The sequence below is a fragment of the Patescibacteria group bacterium genome (assembly GCA_041649475.1).
Lineage (GTDB): Bacteria > Patescibacteriota > Patescibacteriia > Magasanikbacterales > GWA2-37-8 > JBAZNA01.
This window is the reverse complement of record JBAZNA010000001.1, coordinates 20,472-41,385: the sequence shown is the minus strand read 5'-3', so window position 1 is coordinate 41,385 and position 20,914 is coordinate 20,472. Positions and strand designations below refer to the sequence as shown.

Annotated in this window: 20 protein-coding genes, 3 tRNA genes and 2 rRNA genes; 19 read left to right on the top strand and 6 right to left on the bottom strand. The window is 44.5% G+C overall.

Translation table 11 applies throughout. The features are described from left to right. Nucleotides 1–25: 25 nt before the first annotated feature. The 8 genes from pnp (at nt 26) to WC526_00185 (ending at nt 8,278) form a co-directional block, all read left to right on the top strand. Nucleotides 26–2,257 carry a polyribonucleotide nucleotidyltransferase gene (gene pnp / locus WC526_00220; GenBank protein ID MFA5061567.1) on the top strand — a complete coding sequence of 744 codons (2,232 nt, stop codon included), beginning with the start codon at nt 26–28 and terminating at the stop codon, nt 2,255–2,257. An 86-nt stretch (nt 2,258–2,343) separates the two neighbouring features. Then, the gene (locus WC526_00215) at nt 2,344–2,994 is read left to right on the top strand and encodes an LAGLIDADG family homing endonuclease (protein ID MFA5061566.1); all 651 of its coding nucleotides are present in this window, start codon (nt 2,344–2,346) and stop codon (nt 2,992–2,994) included. After that, nucleotides 2,995–3,077, top strand: a tRNA-Leu gene (locus WC526_00210). Nucleotides 3,078–3,080: 3 nt separating this feature from the next. Beyond that, entirely contained in the window at nt 3,081–3,371 is a 291-nt protein-coding gene (locus tag WC526_00205; GenBank protein MFA5061565.1) for a Smr/MutS family protein, read from the top strand. A 5-nt stretch (nt 3,372–3,376) separates the two neighbouring features. Then, complete coding sequence (locus tag WC526_00200; protein ID MFA5061564.1) at nt 3,377–3,931, top strand: arginine decarboxylase, pyruvoyl-dependent; 555 nt, start codon at nt 3,377–3,379, stop codon at nt 3,929–3,931. A gap of 435 nt (nt 3,932–4,366) precedes the next feature. Next, a 23S ribosomal RNA gene (locus WC526_00195) occupies nt 4,367–7,347 on the top strand. Nucleotides 7,348–7,427: 80 nt separating this feature from the next. Continuing rightward, a 5S ribosomal RNA gene (rrf, locus tag WC526_00190) occupies nt 7,428–7,534 on the top strand. Nucleotides 7,535–7,615: 81 nt separating this feature from the next. Continuing rightward, nucleotides 7,616–8,278 carry an HD domain-containing protein gene (locus tag WC526_00185; protein ID MFA5061563.1) on the top strand — a complete coding sequence of 221 codons (663 nt, stop codon included), beginning with the start codon at nt 7,616–7,618 and terminating at the stop codon, nt 8,276–8,278. Here WC526_00185 and WC526_00180 read toward each other — a convergent pair whose 3' ends face one another. Then, nucleotides 8,279–9,016, bottom strand: coding sequence for a methyltransferase domain-containing protein (locus WC526_00180; GenBank protein ID MFA5061562.1), 738 nt, complete (start codon nt 9,014–9,016; stop codon nt 8,279–8,281). A 61-nt stretch (nt 9,017–9,077) separates the two neighbouring features. Between WC526_00180 and WC526_00175 the strand changes: the two genes are divergently transcribed. The 8 genes from WC526_00175 (at nt 9,078) to WC526_00140 (ending at nt 16,234) form a co-directional block, all read left to right on the top strand. Further along, on the top strand, nt 9,078–9,896 hold the full coding sequence (locus WC526_00175; GenBank protein MFA5061561.1) for a DUF2090 domain-containing protein: 819 nt from the start codon (nt 9,078–9,080) through the stop codon (nt 9,894–9,896). Between the two features lie 6 nt (nt 9,897–9,902). Continuing rightward, complete coding sequence (locus tag WC526_00170) at nt 9,903–10,652, top strand: NTP transferase domain-containing protein (GenBank protein MFA5061560.1); 750 nt, start codon at nt 9,903–9,905, stop codon at nt 10,650–10,652. A 5-nt stretch (nt 10,653–10,657) separates the two neighbouring features. Beyond that, nucleotides 10,658–11,686 (top strand): ferredoxin oxidoreductase, encoded by a 1,029-nt coding sequence (locus tag WC526_00165; GenBank protein ID MFA5061559.1) that lies wholly within the window; start codon nt 10,658–10,660, stop codon nt 11,684–11,686. 1 nt (nt 11,687) lies between these two features. Beyond that, nucleotides 11,688–12,362 carry a thiamine pyrophosphate-dependent enzyme gene (locus WC526_00160; protein MFA5061558.1) on the top strand — a complete coding sequence of 225 codons (675 nt, stop codon included), beginning with the start codon at nt 11,688–11,690 and terminating at the stop codon, nt 12,360–12,362. A 2-nt stretch (nt 12,363–12,364) separates the two neighbouring features. Further along, nucleotides 12,365–12,841 carry a 2-oxoacid:acceptor oxidoreductase family protein gene (locus tag WC526_00155; protein ID MFA5061557.1) on the top strand — a complete coding sequence of 159 codons (477 nt, stop codon included), beginning with the start codon at nt 12,365–12,367 and terminating at the stop codon, nt 12,839–12,841. Beyond that, on the top strand, nt 12,813–14,126 hold the full coding sequence (locus WC526_00150; GenBank protein ID MFA5061556.1) for an endonuclease Q family protein: 1,314 nt from the start codon (nt 12,813–12,815) through the stop codon (nt 14,124–14,126). Before WC526_00155 ends, WC526_00150 begins: the two co-directional genes overlap by 29 nt. Nucleotides 14,127–14,595: 469 nt before the next feature. Beyond that, nucleotides 14,596–15,294: a hypothetical protein gene (locus WC526_00145; GenBank protein ID MFA5061555.1), complete on the top strand. Its 699-nt coding sequence runs from the start codon at nt 14,596–14,598 to the stop codon at nt 15,292–15,294. Nucleotides 15,295–15,412: 118 nt separating this feature from the next. Then, nucleotides 15,413–16,234 (top strand): hypothetical protein, encoded by an 822-nt coding sequence (locus WC526_00140; GenBank protein MFA5061554.1) that lies wholly within the window; start codon nt 15,413–15,415, stop codon nt 16,232–16,234. 11 nt (nt 16,235–16,245) lie between these two features. On the opposite strand, the gene WC526_00135 is transcribed toward WC526_00140, so the two are convergent. The 5 genes from WC526_00135 to rpmF all read right to left on the bottom strand — a co-directional run bounded on the left by WC526_00135 (nt 16,246) and on the right by rpmF (nt 17,894). Continuing rightward, nucleotides 16,246–16,317, bottom strand: a tRNA-Arg gene (locus WC526_00135). Between the two features lie 7 nt (nt 16,318–16,324). Then, nucleotides 16,325–16,397 (bottom strand) — tRNA-Lys (locus tag WC526_00130). Between the two features lie 25 nt (nt 16,398–16,422). Then, a complete protein-coding gene (gene rnc / locus WC526_00125; protein ID MFA5061553.1) occupies nt 16,423–17,196 on the bottom strand; it encodes a ribonuclease III in 774 nt (257 codons plus the stop codon). Nucleotides 17,197–17,202: 6 nt separating this feature from the next. Next, a complete protein-coding gene (gene nusB / locus WC526_00120) occupies nt 17,203–17,640 on the bottom strand; it encodes a transcription antitermination factor NusB (protein MFA5061552.1) in 438 nt (145 codons plus the stop codon). A 32-nt stretch (nt 17,641–17,672) separates the two neighbouring features. After that, the gene (gene rpmF, locus WC526_00115) at nt 17,673–17,894 is read right to left on the bottom strand and encodes a 50S ribosomal protein L32 (GenBank protein MFA5061551.1); all 222 of its coding nucleotides are present in this window, start codon (nt 17,892–17,894) and stop codon (nt 17,673–17,675) included. Nucleotides 17,895–18,046: 152 nt separating this feature from the next. Between rpmF and WC526_00110 the strand changes: the two genes are divergently transcribed. From WC526_00110 to WC526_00100, 3 genes are all read left to right on the top strand, one after another. Then, the gene (locus WC526_00110) at nt 18,047–18,466 is read left to right on the top strand and encodes a hypothetical protein (protein ID MFA5061550.1); all 420 of its coding nucleotides are present in this window, start codon (nt 18,047–18,049) and stop codon (nt 18,464–18,466) included. A 94-nt stretch (nt 18,467–18,560) separates the two neighbouring features. Then, a complete protein-coding gene (locus WC526_00105; GenBank protein ID MFA5061549.1) occupies nt 18,561–19,925 on the top strand; it encodes a hypothetical protein in 1,365 nt (454 codons plus the stop codon). Continuing rightward, complete coding sequence (locus WC526_00100; GenBank protein ID MFA5061548.1) at nt 19,922–20,908, top strand: peptidoglycan bridge formation glycyltransferase FemA/FemB family protein; 987 nt, start codon at nt 19,922–19,924, stop codon at nt 20,906–20,908. The genes WC526_00105 and WC526_00100 overlap by 4 nt, the downstream gene beginning before the upstream one ends. The last annotated feature ends 6 nt before the right edge of the window (nt 20,909–20,914 follow it).

Here is a 20,914-nt window from a genome sequence, read left to right as displayed (position 1 = left end):
CACATCAACTTCAGAAAGGAAAAATATGGAAGTAAAAAACTGGTCCATAGAATGGGGCGGACGCACCCTTTCTATTGAAGTTGGTAAATTGGCTCTTCAGGCCAATGCGTCTTGTACGGTTCGCTATGGCGACACCGTGCTTTTGGCTACCGCCGTGATGAGTAAGACCACCCGCGACGGCATAGATTTTTTCCCGCTGATGGTGAATTTTGAGGAAAAATTATATGCGGCCGGAAAAATTAAGGGCAGTAGGTTTATCAAGCGCGAAGGCAGACCGAGCGAAGAGGCGGTACTTTCCGGTCGTTTGGTTGATCGTGCTATCAGACCACTGTTTGATGAAACCATGCGCAATGACGTGCAGGTGATTTTAACTGCTTTGTCCTATGACGGCGAGAATGATACGCAGATACCGGCCATGATTGCGGCCGCAATCGTCCTGTCAATTTCTGAAATCCCGTGGCAGGGTCCGATTGCCGGCGTTAGAATTGGTAAGATTGAGGACAAATGGAAAATTAACCCCACCTTTGCGGAGAGGGAAACCGGCAGTGTTGATTTAGTGGTAGCCGGTACGCCGGATAAAGTGATTATGGTGGAAGCGGGCTGTAAAGAAACCCCGGAAGATGAAGTTATTGGCGCTATGCAATTTGGGGCCAAGGAACTCAAACCGATTTTGGATCTGATAAATAAAATTCAAAAAGAAGTTGGCAAGGCCAAACTGGATCTTTCCCAGATTGCCGATGAAAAAGAATTGGAATTGCGCAAAGTTGAAAAAGAAGCGGAAAAATTTGTAGCCAGCCATGTTGATGATTGGATTTTTGAGGCACCTAAAAAGGGCAGAGCCGAAAGGGTGTTGATGATTGAAAAATTCAGCAAGGCCATTGGCGAAATGCTTGATGAAAAAGAAGTTGATGAAACCATAAAAAAGATTGTACTCGGCCGGGTAAAAATCTATGTTGAAAAAGAGATTACTAGCCGTATTTTGGAAAAAGGAGAGCGGCTGGACGGCAGAAAACTTGATGAGGTTAGAGAATTGAAAGCGGAAATCGGACTTTTGCCGCGCACTCATGGCACCGGTCTGTTTATGCGAGGCGATACCCAGGTTTTGTCTGTAGTCACTTTGGGCGCTCCCGGCGATGTGCAGACATTAGACACTATGGAAGAAGAAGGCAAGAAACGGTACATGCATCATTATAATGATACGCCGGCCACTTACGGTGAAGCCGGACCTTTGCGCGGACCGGGTAATCGTGCCATTGGTCATGGCGCTTTGGCCGAACGGGCGGTTGAACCAATGCTTCCCGCTGAAGCCGATTTTCCTTATGCAATCAGGGTTGTTTCTGAAGTGCTTGGTTCAAACGGATCCAGTTCAATGGCTTCAACCTGCGGTTCAACCTTGGCTCTAATGGATGCCGGTGTGCCTTTGAAGAAGCCGGTGGCCGGGATTGCCATGGGTTTGGCCAGCGATAAAAAAGGCAGTTGGAAACTGATAACTGATTTGCAGGATGTTGAAGATGGGCCGGGCGGTATGGACTTTAAGATTGCCGGCACTCGTGATGGCGTCACTGCCATTCAGATGGATACCAAGACCGATGGTTTAAGCTGGGATATTGTGAAGAAAACTTTTGCGGAGGCAAAATCAGCCAGAATCAAGATTTTGGACTTTATGAAAGGCGTGATTGCCGAACCGAGAAAGGAAATGTCACAGTATGCACCGAGAATTATTACCATTAATATTAATCCGGATAAGATCCGTGATGTGATCGGCCCGGGCGGCAAGATAATCAACAAGATTATTGCCGAAACCGGTGTGTCTATAGATATAGAAGATGATGGCCGTGTGTTTGTGACGTCTTCGGATGCCACTGGCATGGAAAAAGCCGTCAATTGGATTAAAGAATTGACCCATGAAGTGACTGCCGGAGAAATTTATGAAGGCACCGTGGTCCGTTTGGAGGACTTTGGCGCTTTTGTGAACATCTTGCCCGGTCAGGACGGTTTGGTTCATGTCAGTGAAATCAGTTATGACCGAGTGAACAAGCCAAGCGACGTGCTAAAATTAGGCGATCGCGTGAAAGTTAAAGTGAAGGAAATTGATAATTTAGGCCGCACCAACTTGAGTATGAAAGCCTTGCTTGAAAAGCCGGAGGGTTATGTGGAAAGGCCGGCATTTGAAAGAAGCAGTGGCGGTGGACGAGGCGGATTTGGCGGTGGCGGACGAGGTGGTAGAGGCGGCGGACATGGTGGAAGAGGAAGATAAAACAACAATTATTATAAAATAAACTGCCAAAAGCAGTTTATTTTATTTTTATCCATTCTTCATTTTTGCTGTGGTATGATTCTGACATGAAACCACTCGCAAAAGTAAAAATTGAATGGTCACCGGAGTTTGCCTATGTTATAGGTTTGATTGTGACTGACGGAAATTTGTCTACAGATGGCAGACATATTAGTTTTACGTCTAAGGATTTAGATTTTATAGAGTTGTATAAAAAATATTTGGGGCTGAGTAATAAAATTGGTATCAAAAGCAAATGCGGTTATGGCAGGAAAGATAGAAATTATTATGTCATACAATTTGGGGATGTTTTATTTTATAAATTTTTATTGAGTATTGGGTTGATGCCAAAGAAATCTAAAACTTTAGGAGAGTTGAATATTCCAGATAAGTATTTCTATGATTTTTTAAGAGGGTGTATAGACGGCGACGGCACCATTGATTCTTTTAGGCATCCTGAAAGCAAGCTTCCACAATTTAGAATTCGTTTAGTTTCGGCCAGTAAACCTTTTTTGGTTTGGGTAAAAAGTATGACTGAAAAAGATGGTATAAAAGGATATTTTACTGTTGGTGGTGGTATACATGTGCTTGCTTATGCCAAGAGGGACTCGACAAAATTAGTAGATTTGTTATACTATTCACGTTTTCCGGCTAGTTTGGAAAGAAAGTATAGCCGGGCAAAAGAATTTTTGAGACAACAAGAAAATAGCCGTAATTAAGCTGGAGTGGTGAAACTTGGTATCCACGTTAGTTTTAGGAACTAATGCCGTAAGGCGTGAGGGTTCGAGTCCCTCCTCCAGCACTTATGTCTGACAGTATTGAAGCAAAATCATTTGCCGCCGAGCTTGGAGCCAAAATGCCCGAGCTGGATTTGCATGAAAAAATGTCTCTTTTTAATGAGGAAGATGTCAGGGGTTTTGTTTTGGAAAATTATCATTTGGATAAAGAGATGGTCCGGATTATATATGGAATCGGCGAAGGAATATTACGAAAAAAGGTGCTGGAATTGTTAAAAATCCCGGAGTTACAAAGTGTAATAGCCAGAGTTGATGAAAAAATTGGCAGTTGCATAATAATTTTTAAAGAAGATATCTAATTTTTATGATCCCAAAAAATATTTTTTTCGTGAAGGGTGTGGGCGTGCACAAAGACAAATTGGCATCCTTTGAGGCGGCGCTTCGGAGCGCCGGCATTGAAAATCAAAATTTGGTTTACGTGTCCAGCATTTTTCCTCCGGGATGCAAAATAATTCCCCGAGCAAAGGGGGTCGCAAATTTAAAGGCAGGCCAGATAACTTTTTGCGTCATGGCCAGGGTGGAAACCAACGAACCAAACAGATTGATATCAGCCGCCATCGGCTTGGCTCTGCCCACAGACAAAGATACTTACGGTTATCTTTCTGAACACCATGCTTTTGGCGAGACAGATGAAAAAGCCGGCGAGTATGCCGAGGATTTGGCTGCCACTATGTTGGCCACCACGCTCGGTATAGAGTTTGACACGGAAAAGGCCTGGAATGAGAGGGAACAGGAATATAAGGCAAGCGGAAAGATTATCAAAACAACCAATATTTGCCAATCAGCCCAGTGTAATAAATACGGGCTTTGGACAACCTGCATTGCCGCCGCGGTATTCATTACAGAGGAGCAGGTTTGAACACCAGAATTGTCCACTGTTTATCCACATTCCAGGGCTTGACAAAATTTTGCCAAGTGTTATAATGTTCAAGCGATAGAAAACCCTAACTTTAGGGAACCATGTCCACACTTTCTGGATACAAATCGTACCAGCTTGGACCTCTGGGTAGTAAATGATTTCTTACATAACTAAACCATATGAAGACATCAATATTTTACTCAGATCATCCAAGCGGCTGAAGTTCAGTTTTACTGAATTTTAAAGGGACCGCTTGCCGCGGTTCTTTTTAAATCTCAAATCGAAATTTTAAAACACGAATCATACCAAAATTTGGTGTAATACGTGTGAGAGAATTTCTGGAAGCGGATGAACATGGCAAATGTTCATTGACAATTGAATAAGTCAACAATAATAGGGTAGAAGCGACTAAGCACGATTGAGTGCTTTAGTCGTGCGCAATTTTACAAGGGCACATGGTGAATGCCTTGACACTAAAAGACGAAGAAGGACGTTGCAGGGTGCGATATGCCTCGGAGAGGTCCCAAGCAACCTTTGACCCGGGGATTTCCGAATGGGGGAACCCATTTGTGTCGTAAGACACATTTATTACACACTGAATACATAGGTGTGTGAAGAAGACCTGGCGAAGTGAAACATCTCAGTAGCCAGAGGAAAAGAAATCGAAAGAGACTCCCTTAGTAGCGGCGAGCGAAAAGGGACCAGCCTAAACCGCATAAATGTTGCTGTAGTGATTTGTTGGTCTTCGGATTAACTTTGAACTGCAGTTTTAAAGGTGTAGACCGTTGTTTATACGGTGTAGTAAGACCTAACGCCGACTTTCTATAGAGTCGGGTGACAGAGTTAACTTTCCTAGTAGAACGTTCTGGAAAGAACGACCAAAGAAGGTAACAGTCCTGTACGCGAAAGGAGTTAATAAATCATAGTTAGTGTTCTTGAGTAGGACGGAACTCGTGAAATTCCGTCTGAATCCAGGCCGACTATGGCCTAAGGCTAAATACTTTTAGTGATCGATAGTGGACAAGTACCACGAGGGAAAGGTGAAAAGCAGCCCGGAGAGGGCGATGAAATAGTATCTGAAACCATGTGCTTACAAAGAGCGGGAGTCCGGATTCCGGCGCAAGTCGGGATGGATGACCGTGTTCCTATTGAAGAATGAGCCTGCGAGTATGTTGTGTGTCGCGAGCTTAAGGGCCTATGGTCCGAAAGCGCAGCGAAAGCGAGTCTTAACGGGCGTTAAGTGGCACGCACATAACCCGAAACCGGGTGAGCTATCCATGACCAGGATGAACCCTGTAGAAATACAGGGGGAGGTCCGAACTCACGCACCGTGCAACATGCGGAGATGAGTTGTGGATGGGAGAGAAATTCTAATCGAACTCGGTGATAGCTGGTTTTCCTCGAAATATATCTAGGTATAGCCTCAAGTGTTTCTGCTGGCGGTAGAGCACTGGATGAGAATTGGGTCCTTCGGGATACCGTTTTCAATCAAACTCCGAATGCCAGTAGCCAAAACTTGGGAGTCAGACAGTGGGGGCTAAGCTCCATTGTCAAAAGGAGAACAGTCCAGATCGCTAGCTAAGGTCCCTAAATCTACGTTAAGTGTATCAAAGGCGGTTTTAATTCTCATACAACCAGGAGGTTGGCTTAGAAGCAGCCATCCTTTAAAGAAAGCGTAACAGCTCACTGGTCAAGAGTTTTAGCACCGAAAATGTACGGGACTCAAACGTAGTACCGAAGCTGCGAACTTGTGCGGTGAACTTTTTTCTTGAGCGATCGAGAACGAAGTTCACTGCGCATGTGGTAGAGGAATGTTCTTTACGCGCTGAAGCCGTAGGCGTGAGCCGCGGTGGAGTGTAAAGAAGCAAGAATGCAGGCATAAGTAGCAAAAAGGCAGGTGCGAATCCTGCCCGCCGAAAATCCGAGGTTTCCTGGGCAACGAGAATCGACCCAGGGTTAGTCGGTCCTAAGGCCAGTCCGCTGCAAGGCGGGGTAACCGATGGATGAGCTGGTTAATATTCCAGCACTATGTACAGTTTGGTTTCTGTTGCGCATTTCTAAGTTTTAAGCGTATTTTGGTTATATACGTATCGCAAGATGAAGACGAAGCCCCCGGGTGGAGTCAACTTAAGGTGAGGAAGTGCCTAGAAAAGGCAGAAATCGTTAAGCTGTATATATCCGTACCGTAAACCGACACAGGTGGATAGGTCGAGTAGACCAAGGCGTATGAGAGAACCCTCGTTTAGGAACTCTGCAATACAACGGCCGTAACTTAGGGATAAGGCCTGCCTATCGCAAGATGGGTTTCAACAAAAGACACACTGCGACTGTTTACCAAAAACACAGCTCCCTGCAAAAGCGCAAGCTGAAGTATAGGGGGTGATGCCTGGCCAGTGTCAGAACGTTAAGGGGAGAGGTTAAGCGCAAGCTGAAGCCTTGAGCCGAAGCGCTGATGAACGCCGGCGGTAACTATAACCGTCCTAAGGTAGCGAAATTCCTTGTCGGGTGAGTTCCGACCCGCACGAATGGCATAACGATAGTGTGACTGTCTCAACGAGGGACTCAGTGAAATTGCAAGGGAGGTGAAGATGCCTCCTACCCGCAACTAGACGAAAAGACCCCGTGAAGCTTTACTACAATTTGATATTGGTATAAGGACAAGTATGTTGAGCGTAGGTGGGAGCCGCAAGGCGCCAATGAGACACCACCCTTACTTATTTTTATGCCTAATCTTTTGACCTGAATCGGCCAAAGGAGACAGTGTCTGATGGGTAGTTTAACTGGGGCGGTTGCCTCCCAAATTGTAACGGAGGCGTTTACAAAGGTCAGCTTAGCTCGGATGGAAATCGAGCTGGATGTGCAAACGCAAAAGCTGGCTTTACTGCAAGGGCAACAACCCGAGCAGTCGCGAAAGCGGAAGTTAGTGAACCGACCACCTCATATAGGAGAGTGGAAGATCAACGGATAAAAGCTACTCCGGGGATAACAGGCTGATCTGGCCCGATAGTCCATATAGACGGCCAGGTTTGGCACCTCGATGTCGGCTCATCGCATCCTGGGGGTGGAGAAGCTCCCAAGGGTTTGGCTGTTCGCCAATTAAAGCGGTACGTGAGCTGGGTTCAGAACGTCGTGAGACAGTTCGGTCTCCTATCTGTTGCGGGCGTTGAATGTTGAGAAGACTCACTCCTAGTACGAGAGGACCGGAGTGGACAAATCTCTGGTGTACCAGTTGTCTTACCAAGGGCAATGCTGGGTAGCTATCATTTGGCACGGATAAACGCTGAAAGCATCTAAGCGTGAAGCCGTCTTCAAGATTAACATTCGTTATAGACTCCTTGTAGACTACGAGGTTGATAGGCGCTAGGTATAAGTCCTGTAAGGGATTAAGCCGAGGCGTACTAATAAGTCAAGCGCACGAAAGAAGCACTTAGTTGTGCTTATATCCATTGTTGACTGTTCAATGCCAATGTTTTAAAAATTTAAAAAAGACCATTGTCTTGGTGGTTCAAGCGGCTGTGTCACACCCGATCCCATCCCGAACTCGGAAGTTAAGCCAGCCAGCGCCGATGATAGCCCTCGGGCAAAAGTAGGCCACCGCCAGGACAATGGTCTTTTTTGTTTGTTGAAATTGACCCCTATGCCCAAATGTGGTAAATTAGAGGCGTAAATTTTGATATTTCATTTATGGTTGTTTCTCAAAATTTAGTGCAAAAAACAGCGGAATACGTCAAACAAAAACTTATAATCGAGCACACCGGCCATGATTGGTATCATGTGGAGCGGGTTTGGCAAATGGCAAAACGGATTCAGAAAGCTGAAGGCGGCAATTTGGAATTGGTTGAATTGGCAGTGCTACTTCATGAATTTGAAAATTTCAGACAACAATATCAGACGAGCGACCTTAAGGGACCTTTTATTCTTTTAGGAATGATGGATGTTTTGGATATTGATAAAGATGTGCAGGATAAAATAGTAAAAATTATAGACGAATCACAATTTAACGGCAGTGAAACCAGGGTGCCATCAACCATTGAAGGAAGAATTGTTCAAGACGCGGACTGGCTGGAAACTATTGGAGCGCTGGGGATAGCGCGGATTTTTGCCACCGGCGGTTATATCCAACGCATGATTCATGATCCAAAAAGAAAACCCCGCCGCAAGATGAGCAAAAAAGATTATCAGCTTAGAAAAAGAGAAGGCACCAGTTTTAATTATTTTTACGAGAAGGCCTTCAAATTGCCGAAACTGATGAATACCAAACTCGGCAAAGCTATTGCTTTAAAAAGAGAGCAGTATCTTCATAATTTTATTGAAGAGTTTTTGGCTGAATGGGACGGCGAAAAATAATCAGTCCAAGCGGATAATAAATTGTTGCACCATGGCGATCCAGGCCCTATCCATGGTGTTTTTCTTTTTAAGAAGATGGGCGACTAAATATTGATTGTTTAGTTCCTGTCCGTTAATTGATTCTTTCTCCCAAATTTTAGTGGAAAAGATAACCTCAAAGCCCATTAGCGTGGCCAGCAGATTGAAGGATTTTTCAGTAAAATATATATCGCGTCTGGAGCCGCCGGCGCCATTGGGTTTTTGTTTAATATAGCTGGATAGTTTTTTCCAAAATCCGGTTCCAATGGGTTCTTCTTCAGTGCGGACAGCTACCAAGAGAGGTGCATTAGGTATTAAAACACGGTTTATTTCTTTAAGTGAATTAATAATTTCAGCCGTGCCGATCAGGTTATGAAGAACGCGCCAGCAAATGCCTCCGCCGATGGAATTGCAATCAAAAGGAAGAGCGGTTAAGGGGGATTCAAAAAATTGTACTTGTGGAAAGCGTTCTTTGGCCTTGGCCACAGCCGGTCTGGCCGAATTTATATCAGTGGCCATGACATTTTTTTTGAGCGACAGGAGTGGTTCCAAATTACGTCCGCTCCAAACTCCAAAATCCACCAGCGGATTACCGCCATTTAGATACTGGGAGATAAAATTAATACCGTCTTTCATTACGTAGGCGCTGGGTGCTTCCCCGATATGATATTCCCCGCCTTCTCCCCACCAGGTTTTGATGCTTAAGGGTTCATTCTGCATATTCCCTCCAGCATACCACCAGTATTGCCTATGTCAAGCCCCTTTGTTATAATATCGGCATATGTCTATTTCTCAATTTCAAAAAGCCGGAAAATACTTAATGTTAGCCCTTGATCACCGGGGCAGTTTTAAAAAATACGTAAAACCAAAAGCGCCCGAGACCGCCACCGATGCGGAAGTGATAAAAGTAAAATCAATGATTACCGGGGCGCTGGAAGATCAATTCAGCGGGGTTTTGCTTGATCCGGATTGGGGTTTGCCCGGCTATGACAAGAAAAAACCGTTTCTTTTGTGTCTGGAAAAGACCGGTTATAGTGACGTGAAAGGCGAACGGTTAACTGAATTGGAGTACACAGCGAGTCAATTAAAAGAGTGGGGGGCCAGCGGCGTCAAATTACTCATATATTTTAATCCCGAAGCCGATAGTTGCGCGGCGCAAATTGAAGTTACCAAGCAAGCTTTGGCAGACGCACACCAAAATGATTTACCGTTGTTTTTGGAGATTGTTACTTACGGCAATGAGGAGTTGGGCAAGAGCCGTTCTGAATGGGTGCTAAGGTCACTCCAAAAATTTATTTCAGCAAATGTTATTCCGGATGTCTGGAAATTGGAATATCCGGGCGACGCGAAATCGTGTAAAAAAATTACGGAGATGGTTGGCAAAACCCCCTGGATATTGCTGACTCGCGGTGATTCTTTTGAAGTTTTCAGAAAAGAACTGGTTGAAGCGGTCGGGGCCGGGGCGGTTGGATTTTTGGCCGGCCGGGCGTTGTGGCAGGAAATTTCCCAGTATTCTGATGAAAAAACCCAGCAAAAATTTTTAGACGGAACCGTTGCAAAGCGGTTTGCGGATATCGCTGAAATTGTTTTAAACGGCTAAAATTCTATGACGCAAGAACAATTTACCAATGTGGGCGCTGTGATTTTGGCGGCTGGTCAGGGTAAAAGAATGAAAAGTGATTTGCCAAAAGTATTGCATCAATTAAAAGGTAAGCCAATAGTAGATTATGTTGTCAGGGTGGTTGAAGGTTTGGGAATTAAACCAACGGTGGTGGTAAGTAATACCAATAATTTGGTGCGTGATTTTTTGGGTGATCGGGTTAATTTTGCCGTGCAAACCGAACAGTTAGGTACCGGCCACGCCGTGGCTTGCGCCGAAAGTTTGCTCAAAGATAAAGTGGGCCATATTATCGTGCTGTATGGCGACCATCCATATTTAACCAGCCAATCAGTTGCTAAATTGATAAAAATTCATTTGGATAATAACGATATTATCACAATGATGACCGCTGTTGTACCTGATTTTGAGGATTGGCGCATGCCTTTTTATAATTTTGGCAGAATCGTGCGTGACAGCGATGGGCGCATTGCGAAAATTGTTGAAAAAAAGGATGCGACTGCGGAAGAATTAGAAATAAAAGAAATAAATCCGGCTTACTTTTGTTTTCAGGCAGATTGGTTATGGAAAAATTTAAAGAATTTAAAAAATAATAACGCTCAGCAGGAATATTATCTTACGGATTTGGTAAAACAGGCAATTGATGACGAACAGAAAACTTCTTCTGTACTGATCAATGCCAGAGAGGCCTTGGGAGTTAATTCACAAGAGGAACTGCAGTTGGCCGAGGCCATATAATTTGTATGCTAAATAATAAAAAACAATTTACAACCGGAGCCGAAGTGGTAGCCAGAGCAGCGCAGGATGCCGGGGCTGAAATGATGTATGGTTACCCGATCACGCCGGCAACCGAGGTTTTTACCGGTTGGATAAAAAAAGGCGGTAAGTATTTACAGACCGAAGATGAAATCGCGGCTGGTTTTGGGGTCTGCGGGGGAGTGCTGGCCGGGCAGAAATGTTTTACGGCCACGGCCGGGCCGGGACATATCTTGATGCAGGACGCCTTGAGCATGGCCGAAGGCATGAGGTTGCCTTTTGTGGCTGTTATTGCGCAAAGAGGCGGGCCAAGCTCCGGCACAGTGATTTATTCCCAGCAGGAGGTTATTTTGGCCTGTTATGGGGGCAATGGCGAGGGAATGCGCATTGTTTATTCTCCTGCAAATTTGGATGAGCTTTATTTGTTGACGAGAAAAGCGTTTAATAACGCTTGGCAGTATCATTTTCCGGCGATTGTTTTAACTGACGGTTACATGCTCAAAACCAAGGGTGTGATTGATTTTTCAGAATTAACAGATGGTCTAAAAAATATTCCGGCCCAGCAGTTTATCAAAGACGAAGAAATCAGGCATTGGCGAAATATTTATACCTTTGAGGAAGAGTTGCACGACCATGTTTTAGAGTCGCAAAAAGATTTTCATAAAATGGCCGGAAAAATTGCCGAAGCCGAAGAATATCAAACTAAAGATGCCAAGATTTTATTAATCGCTCACGGAATTGTCGGGGCGAGTGCAAAGTCCGCGGTTGATCATCTGCGGGAGAAAGGAAAAAAAGTCGGGTTGTTCCGTCCTGTCACTTTAAGCCCGTTTCCCAAAAAAGAATTGGATAAAGTTTGTAAGAATGTAGAAAAAATCATCGTTATTGAATCAAGTTTGGGACAGTTGGCCAGGATAGTGCGCGACCAGCTGGCTCCGGAAGTTTCAGTTCCATTTGAATATTTACAGCATCCGGCTTTGGGGATTGAACCGGAAGAGATTATAAAATTTTTAAAATAGTATGCCGAATTTAGCACCGTCAAAATTTTGCGCCGGCTGTGGACACCCGATAGTGCTCATGATGCTGGGGAAAGTTCTGAAAGATTTAAAATTTGAAGACAAAGCTGTTTTGGGTTTGGACATCGGTTGTTCGCTTTTGGCCTGGAATTTTTTGCCGGTAAACACCTTTCAGACCCACCACGGCCGGGTGACTCCGACAATGATGGGTTTTAAGAAAGCCAGGCCGGAGTCCTTGTGTTTTGGTTATACCGGCGACGGCGGGGCCTATGCAATTGGTTTGCAGAGCTTATTATATGCGGCCAGGCGCGATGAGCCAATCACGGTTTTTGTAATAAACAACACACTTTACGGGATGACCGGCGGTCAGACCGCGCCGACAACTTTAAAAGGACAAAAGACCGACACCCATCCTCATGGTTATGAAGAGGAGGCGTTGTTTGGCCCGGAGCTGTTAAAAAGCGTAGTGCAGGAAGGCGCGTATTTGGCCAGAACCGCCGTAAACGACGTTAAACAAATGCAGGAATTTATCCGCAAAGCAATTGAAACCCAGCAAGCGGGTCATTTTTCACTAATTGAATTTTTGTCTTTCTGTCCGACCAATTGGAAAACCATTGGTCAGGGCACGATTGCCTATTTGGAAAATTTAAAACAAACTTTTAAAACAGGAGAAATTTAATTATGCTGTTAAAAATAATTTTAGCCGGCGACGGGGGCCAGGGAATTCAGCTGATGGCTGACGTTATCTGCAAGGCCGTTTTTGAAAACAACAAGCACGTTACCTATATTCCCAATTACGGGCTGGAACAAAGGGGAGGCGTGTCTTTGGCCTTTATCCAAATCAGCGACAAAGGCATTTCTTATCCGAAATTCACTGAACCGGATATTTTGGTGATCATGTCCGATCAGGCCAGGGAGCGGACAACAAATTATATATCCGATGATGTAAAAATTTTTGATGTTAAGGATTACGCGGGTCTTGCCGGACTGCAGGCGAAAAATTTTAATGTATTTTTTCTCGGACTTTTGGCGAAACTGTTGGAACACAAGGGCGTTTTAAAGATTGCCGAAACCCTGATGCTGCTTGAAGGACGGCTGAAAGAAAAAGCTGGCTGGGAGGAAAATAAAAATGCTTTTCAAAAAGGGCTGGACACATAAGAAAAGATTTGTGCTTAAAAAAATTCTGGATTTGCATATCCACTCGCGTTATTCCCGGGCCTGCTCGGCTGAATTAGAATTGCCAAAAATTGCCAAGGCCTGCGAAGGCAAGGGGATTGATATCGTGGCGACCGGCGACTACACCCATCCTCTGTGGTTTAAACATATAAAAGAAAGTTTAGTGGAGGTTGCCGCCGGCGCCGGAATTTATAAATTAAAAGATAATTCCAGCCCGACAAAATTTATTTTAAGCACTGAAATTTCGTGTATCTACAAACATAAAGATAAAACCCGGCGGGTGCATTTGTTGATTTTGGCGCCAAGTATTGAAGCAGTAGAAAAATTTAATCGGGCTTTGGAAGAAAAAAATATAAATGTCAGATCAGACGGTCGGCCGATTATGGGTTTATCGGCAAAAGTAATTTTAAGCATGATTTTGGCTATTGATCCGAGGTTTATGCTGATACCGGCCCACATTTGGACGCCGTGGTTTTCGGTTTTGGGTTCAAAATCCGGGTATGACTCATTTGAAGAGTGCTTTGAAGAGCTGACCCCGCATGTAAAAGCCGGAGAAACCGGGCTTTCCAGCGATCCACCGATGAATCATCGGCTGTCTAAACTGGATAACATTACTCTGGTATCAAACTCCGATGCGCACGGCCTCAATAATTTAGGCAGGGAAGCCAACCGGTTTGAATTTGCGGATGAAGCGGATATAAATTATGACGAAATCACGCGCATTATCAAAACCGGTGATAAGAAAAAGTTTTTATACACGATTGAATTTTATCCGGAGGAAGGAAAGTATCATTTTGACGGCCATCGCGATTGCGAAATCGTTTTATCACCAAAAGAAACCAAGGCCAAAAAATTTATTTGTCCGAAATGCAAGAAACCGGTAACGGTTGGCGTTCTGCACCGCGTTGATGATTTGGCCGATCGCGAAGAAAATAATATTCCTGTGGATAAGTTCATCCCGCACAAGTATATTGTGCCTTTAAAAGAAGTGCTGGGAAAAGTATACGACGTCGGTCCGGCGAGTAAAAAAGTAAAAAACGAGTATGATTTAATGATAAAAAAGATCGGCAGTGAATTTTATATTTTATTGGACGCGGGCTTAGAAGAAATTGAAAAAAATATTTCTGATGCCAATATTTTAACAGCCATAGCCAATATGCGGGCCGGGCATGTGAAGGTGCACCCGGGGTATGACGGAGAATTTGGTGTTGTTGAAGTGTTAACTGACGGGAGAAAAAACGATTTAAAACAGTCCAGATTGCTCTAATTTTAGCCCCGCCTGCGGCAATGGATAAAATTATAAACAAAAAAATCTTCCCAATTTAAACGGGAAGATTTTTTGTGACTAACGTCGTTTCTTAGCTTTCTTAACTTTCTTCTTTGCTTTCTTCTTCTTGGCCATAGTAGACACCCCCTTTCTCTCCCGGCAATGCCGGGATTAAGAAATGATTATAAATTTTTTCTCCTCGCGAGCGATAGAAAAAATCTATTGAAGAATTTTTTACAAGACAAGCATTGCTGTAAAAAATTTTCTCGACCACCTTTATTATAGAATGTTTTTATCTAAAAGTGAAGGGGATAAAGACAAAGTTATGCACAGGTGAAGAAAAATTAAAAATTTTATAAATTTTTACCGGGAGCAGATCCTTGACCGTTTCAAAAAATTGTGGTAATCTAATGCCGCATATTTTGTTAACAATCCGCCGTCAGGCGGAGCCATATAATGGAGGCAGGCCATGGGTAAGTTGTCCGAAAGGGATCGGGAGCAGGTCCTGGAAGCCCGCAAAGCAAACATCCTGACCGAGCTGGCGGACAGCAAGTTGATGTTGCACAATGGCATCATCTTGGGCGGTGTGTGTAGCGACGGGGACCAGCTTCCCGAGATGAAGAAGCACATCGGGCTTCTGGTTGAGGCTCAATACGGCGCCGAACGTGTTCATCTGTTCGCAATAAATGGTGGCGCGCTGGCACTCTCGCCGTCCAGTCCGCTCGCCAACATGTCGAGGTTCTACTACGAGTTTCTGGTTGAGAACAATCTCGATTTCGGCTGGCGCATCTTGCTGTTACTCCTCTACCCTGTCATCTGGTTCATGGGCAAGGCGATGCGTCAGGATATCATACTGATGATCAATGTCTGGCTGGGCATTCGCATGAAGCAGATCAAGACCGTCGGACTTTGCATCCACGCGCCGTGTGGAGCGGCTGGGCTCTGTGGTATGAGTTTTGTGGAGGAGATCTCATGCCTCATCAAGGCTAAACGCCGTCTCAAGGCCATGCCCGTTTTCACGAACGTCAAGTTTCCGTGCTTTGTGCATGTGGACTATGGCGATGACGGCAACGGCGGCAATAGCGCCCGCAAGCGCACCTATTTCATCTCCACCAAGGCCGCGGAGAAGTGGCTTTTGGAGCACTATCCGCACGCCCTGTACTCGTAGTTGCTCTTTGTTCATAACGCTCGCAGTGAATCCGACGACGGGTCGGCACTGCGAGTTTTTTTGTTTGACTTTTGCGGTAAAAAATAGTATCTTTTAGATATAATTTTAACTTTTTTATATGGATGACCAAATTGAGCAGGAAAAACAATCTGCCTGGGAGGCGGAAAATGACGAAATCAAAATTTTATTAAATGACGGCGCGGAAAAATATTTTAAAACAGAATTTCCGGATTTAAAACATGCTTTTGTCAAGGACTTGCAGTGTGTGGTTTGTATGGATGAAGGCACTGCTTTTAAAGATTATGGCGGGGAGAATAAATTTTGTCTGGCCGGGTCCGGAATTTTGTTTCCGGCAAATTCTGAAGAAGAACGGATTGCTAAAACAGCTAAAATGTTTGTTGATTTAGGTATAACCGAGGTTACCAGTCATGAGGGTTGTGGGGCAGCTGGTTTGGCGTATAAAAGGGATTTCCCGGGCACTAACCCAACAGCTGAACAGATTGAAAATTATGCTAAAAATTGGTCAAAAATGGTTGCTGAAGAAATGGGCCGTTTAGGGCATGAAGAAAATTATAATCACATCCCGGCCGAAGAGATGGAGCGCCCGGCCGAGTTTCATGTGGCCCGCGTGGTTTATTATGATGGTATCGGCGGGTTTAATCCCAACAGAGAAATCGGCTTGCCGATGGGATTTATTATTGAACGAAAACATTTGCCGGCTGACTATACGCTTGAAGAATTAAAGGTGGCGATAAATATTGCTTTTGGCCATCACGGTTTTGGCGAAGAGAGATTTTCCAAGGACTTGCCGTTTGTAATTATTCCGATGTCAGACAGCCAAACCGGTTTGGAGGACTTAAAAAAAGAAATCACCGCAGTGCTGGGTGAAAATAATTTCTATCAGGAAGAAAAGGTGAAAGTGGATGGTTTGATCGTGTAAATTACTTCTCGTGCCTCCAGAGAGAATCGAACTCCCATCGCTAGGTTCGAAGCCTAGAATTTTATCCATTAAACTATGGAGGCAAAATTGTGGGTCGCCAGGGGATCGAACCCTGGACCTTATCCTTAAGAGGGATCTGCTCTACCAGCTGAGCTAGCGACCCGCGTACGCAATCATGTTTGCCGCCATTAGATAGGGTCTCCTGCACTCTTCTTCATCACATTTACCTTCGGACCCTTCCAGCCCTTAATTTTCAGGGCCGCTTCGGCCGCTTCGGTTTGCGCTTCCTGTTTGCTTGTGCCTTCGCCGGTGGCCACCAGTTCACCGTTTAAGTAAACTCCGATTTTGAAAAATTTAATATGATCCGGGCCTTCTTCGTGTACCACCCGGTAGGAAGGAGTCGCTCCGACAACTTCCTGCGCCGATTCCTGGAAACGGCTTTTGGCGTCCATGTATAATCCATTTTCAAGAATATACGGCAATTTTGGCAACACCCATTCAGACACAAATTTTTCTGCAGAGTCATAGCCCCGGTCCACATAGATGGCGCCGACCAAGGATTCAAAGGTGTTAGCCATGATGTAGTCCCTGGCTTTGGTGCCGGCATCTTTTGATTCGCCGCGGCTTAAAAACAAATACGGTTCCATGCCAATTTCATAGGCAATGCTGGCCAAAATTTTGGCATTAACGAGCGCGGCGCGCCAATTTGTCAGTTCTCCTTCCGGATTGGCGTATTCCTTAAACAAAAATTCCGTGACAATCAGTTCCAAAACCGCATCTCCCAAAAATTCCAGACGTTCATTATGGCCCAAAGGAAAATCATGATGCTCATTTAAGTATGAACGATGGACAAAGGCCTGAACCAGATATTCCGGGTGCTTGAATTTAATTCCGATTTTTTCTTCCAGGGAATCGTATTTTTTTTCTTTTACGTCTTCTCTTTCTGCAATTTTATTTTTCATACGCGTTTATTTTTTTTCTGATTCTTCTTCTTTCGGCAAATTTTTGTAGATCGCACCTAAAACACCGTTGACAAATCTGCCTGAAGAAGGGCCACCAAAGTTTTTAGCCAATTCAATCGCCTCGTTTATGGCTACCTTGGGCGGGACTTCGTTGTTAAATTGCAATTCATAGATGCCGATGCGCAGAATATTCCGGTCAATAATCGTGATTTGTTCAATCGGCCATTGCGGGGCGTATTTGACAATCAATTTGTCAATCTCTTTTAAATTTTTCTGCACCCCGGCGACGATTGCTTTGGCAAAATCAACCTCATCCAGCCCGGGACCGAATTCCTGCAAGTCGCGTTCGGTTATTTCCGGCAGGGCGTCTTTTGACTGGTCGTTAAAATCCCATTCAAACAAAGCTTGCATGGCGATGCTTCTGGCTAAATGGCGATTTGACATATTTTTCTCCTTTTTAATGAGCAAATTATTTTTTAGGCCTTTTTGGCTTTTGCTCTCCTGGTTGAACGAGAAGTTCGCTTATCAACATTAAAAACCTGGCGTCCGCGATAAGTTCCACAAAACGCGCAAGCGTGGTGCGGCATAACCGGGTGTTTGCATTTTGGACAAACAGTGGCATTTGCAATTTTTAAAGCAAAATGCGCGGCGCGGCGGTTCTTGTGAGATGATGTTCGGCGATGGCCTGGTAAACCCATATTAGTCGTTAAATTAGTGAAATTAAGTTGATTATGCCTCATATTATATACCAAATACGCGAGTTTGGCAAGGGGGGATAAATCTATTGACAAAAGAGCATTTTAGTGGTTAGATAGATTGTTCTTTTGACGGAAAGGAAGGAGGCAAGCCCATGGCAACAGGACGACAGGCGGATGCTTGTCTCCAGCCGGATCTGGCCGTGTTCAACATCAGACAACTCGCGGAGGCGTTCTACCTGGAGGCCTGTAACACGGAGAAGCAAGGACAGTTGGAAATCCTGCTGGAGCCGCAAGACAAGAGTCGTGGCCGGGTTCTAATCCAGAGCCGCGTGGTCGCTGAGGTGGAATCCGTGGAGTATGATGGCAGGAAGTGGGAAGTGTGTGCAGTGCTCGTGGCCGGCACCACCAGAGGGTCAGAGTTGGAGGGGTCGGCAGTGATCAAGTTGCAAGTCGGCGGGTACAGACAAGCCGATTCAGCACAAGGGCTGGGTGTGCTCGTTTTAAACACTCGGACGTACGGGAAACTGTCCATCTGGGCCAAGTCATGGCTTGATGCCAAGGAGGAGGTGTGAAACGGGGCGTGAACCTTGATGGTGAGCGCCCCGATTTGTTTAAAAGACCGCTTTATGTTATAATATTTTGGAATTCATTAATAATTTTTTTAATATGTCCAGAGAAAATCACGCTTTAAACCATCACGAAGCCGCACAGGCAATTCCTGCGGAAGAGTCCGTAGAAGAGGCGGCAAAACGGCTAAAAGAGAAAAAAGTAAAAAGCCCGGCAGAAGCTCGCAAAGAGTCAGCCCGAAAGGCCGCTGACAAAATGCACAAAGCCGAGGCCTTGTTTATGAGCGCGAAAGCACAGTTTGAAGCGCTCAAGAGAACTTTGGACGTTAAACAGAAATATGGGGTTGATATTACAAAGTCCGAAAAAGATAAGGTTGAGGCGGCCAGGAGCGCCATGTTAAAAGCGCAGAATGATTTTGTAGTCGCGCAAGGTCTGCATTCGCCATACTTAACCGAAGCACAAAGAACAGAGAAAGCAAAAAAAGCGAAGATGACTGATATTGTCAGTAGAGCGCAAAAAGAATTATTAGAGGAACCGGAGTCGGAGGAATCAAGGCCGGTTAAACATTACGCGCAAAAAAGAAAAACCAGCGAGGATGCAGATATGGTCTCTGGCGAAATCGGCGTGACGGATTATGCGGCTATAGCTGAAAAGGATATGCAGGAAACAGACGCCAGTAAAATGATGGTTGAACCGGAAGCAGTGGAAACAGAGGAACCGGAGGCAGAATCAAAACGCTGGACAGAAGCCAAACATTTTAAAGGACGCGATCTGGATGCACAAACAAAATCAGAGAAAGAGGCCGAAGTTGGTTTGCAGGAAACACTGGGTACTGAAGGGTTTACTGAAAGTGCAAAAATACTGGAAGCCGGTGCGGTTGTTAAACACAGGTTAGAAGAAATAGCCCAGGAATTAAAAACTTTAGGGTATGATTTGGAGGCGCAGATTGTTAAGCCGCCTTTTTGGGGCAGTTTAACCAAAAAAGGGAGATTGATTTTGGAATTTATAAAATTAAGCGATGATAAAAATTATCAGGCATTATTGCAGGCGCAGGAAGACGTCCGGAGAAAACCGGGGGCAGCAAATGATAATCGCGAAACTGCGCGAGCCATGAGTTATCGCGCCGGCGGAGTGGTGTCAAAAAGAGAATATGCTGCCGGAGAAGAGAAAGGCGACAGAGCCAGATTGGACTTGAATGAAGCTAGAGAGAAAAAACAAATTGAATCCGGCACAGCCGGCCCGGAGTTAAAAATGAAAGCCGGAAAAAAGGCAGAGAAGATGCTTGAACAAATTAACGAGGAACTGGCTGTGTTTGGTTTAACGGGTCCGGATTTGCTTACCATAGACAGGAAAACAGCCAAGATCGTTACAAACGCCGGTACTGATATTAAAAAATTACGAAAAGAGTATCTTGAACTAACAGAGGATCCGAATTACAAGTATTATTTGAATCATAAGAAATAATTCTGATAAAAATAGCCGAAAATCAAGCAGAATGGGACAGTTGGCTTCTTAAAGAAAACCGCCCATGCAATCGCTTCACACAGTCCTGGCAGTGGGGGGATATTTTGATAGCTGAAGGTAAAAAAGTTGAGCGACTAAAGGTAGTTGAGGGGGAAAAAATTTTGGCGGAGGCGCAGGTCGTTTACTCCAACCTTATTTTTGGGTGGAAGTACGCGTTTTGTCCGAACGGGCCGGTAATCGCTCAAGAAGATGATAAGGTTTATAAAATTTTAGCGGATTATTTTAAACAAAAGGGTTGTATATTTTTCAGAATTGAACCGGAGAAATTCACAGCGCGTGGGTCCGCCCAAAAAACCATAGAGCTTAACCCTCCAGCCACGCTCATTTTGGATTTAAAAAAATCAGAAGCGGATTTATTGGCAGGCATGCATCAAAAAACCAGATATAACCTAAATTTGGCGGCTAAGAAAAATATCAGAATTGAAAATAAAAAAGATTTTGATATTTTTTGGAACTTGATGAAAGAAACCGGCAAGCGCGATCAGTTTAAATTGCACTATGAAGACCACTATAAACAGATTTTAAGTTCAAATTTATCGTATCAACTGACGGCCTTCTGTGATAACAGGCCGATTGCCTGTATAATATGTATAGGGTTCGGCAACACATTTACTTATTTATACGGTGCCTCTGACTATGCTCATAGAAATTTAATGGCTCCGTATCTGTTGCAATGGGAAGCGATAAAATTGGCTAAGGGCTTGGGTTTTGTCTGTTATGATTTTTTTGGGGTGGCGCCCCAAACCAACGGGCAGGCCGGGGAATATGAATATAGTCCCAAACATCAGTATGCGGGAGTAACCAGATTTAAACTTGGTTTTGGGGGTATGCCGTATTCTGCCGCCGGAACCCGGGATATAATAATAGAGAATAAAAAATATAATTTTTATAAATTTTTGCGGCGGCTGCGGAGGTTAATCTAACATGTA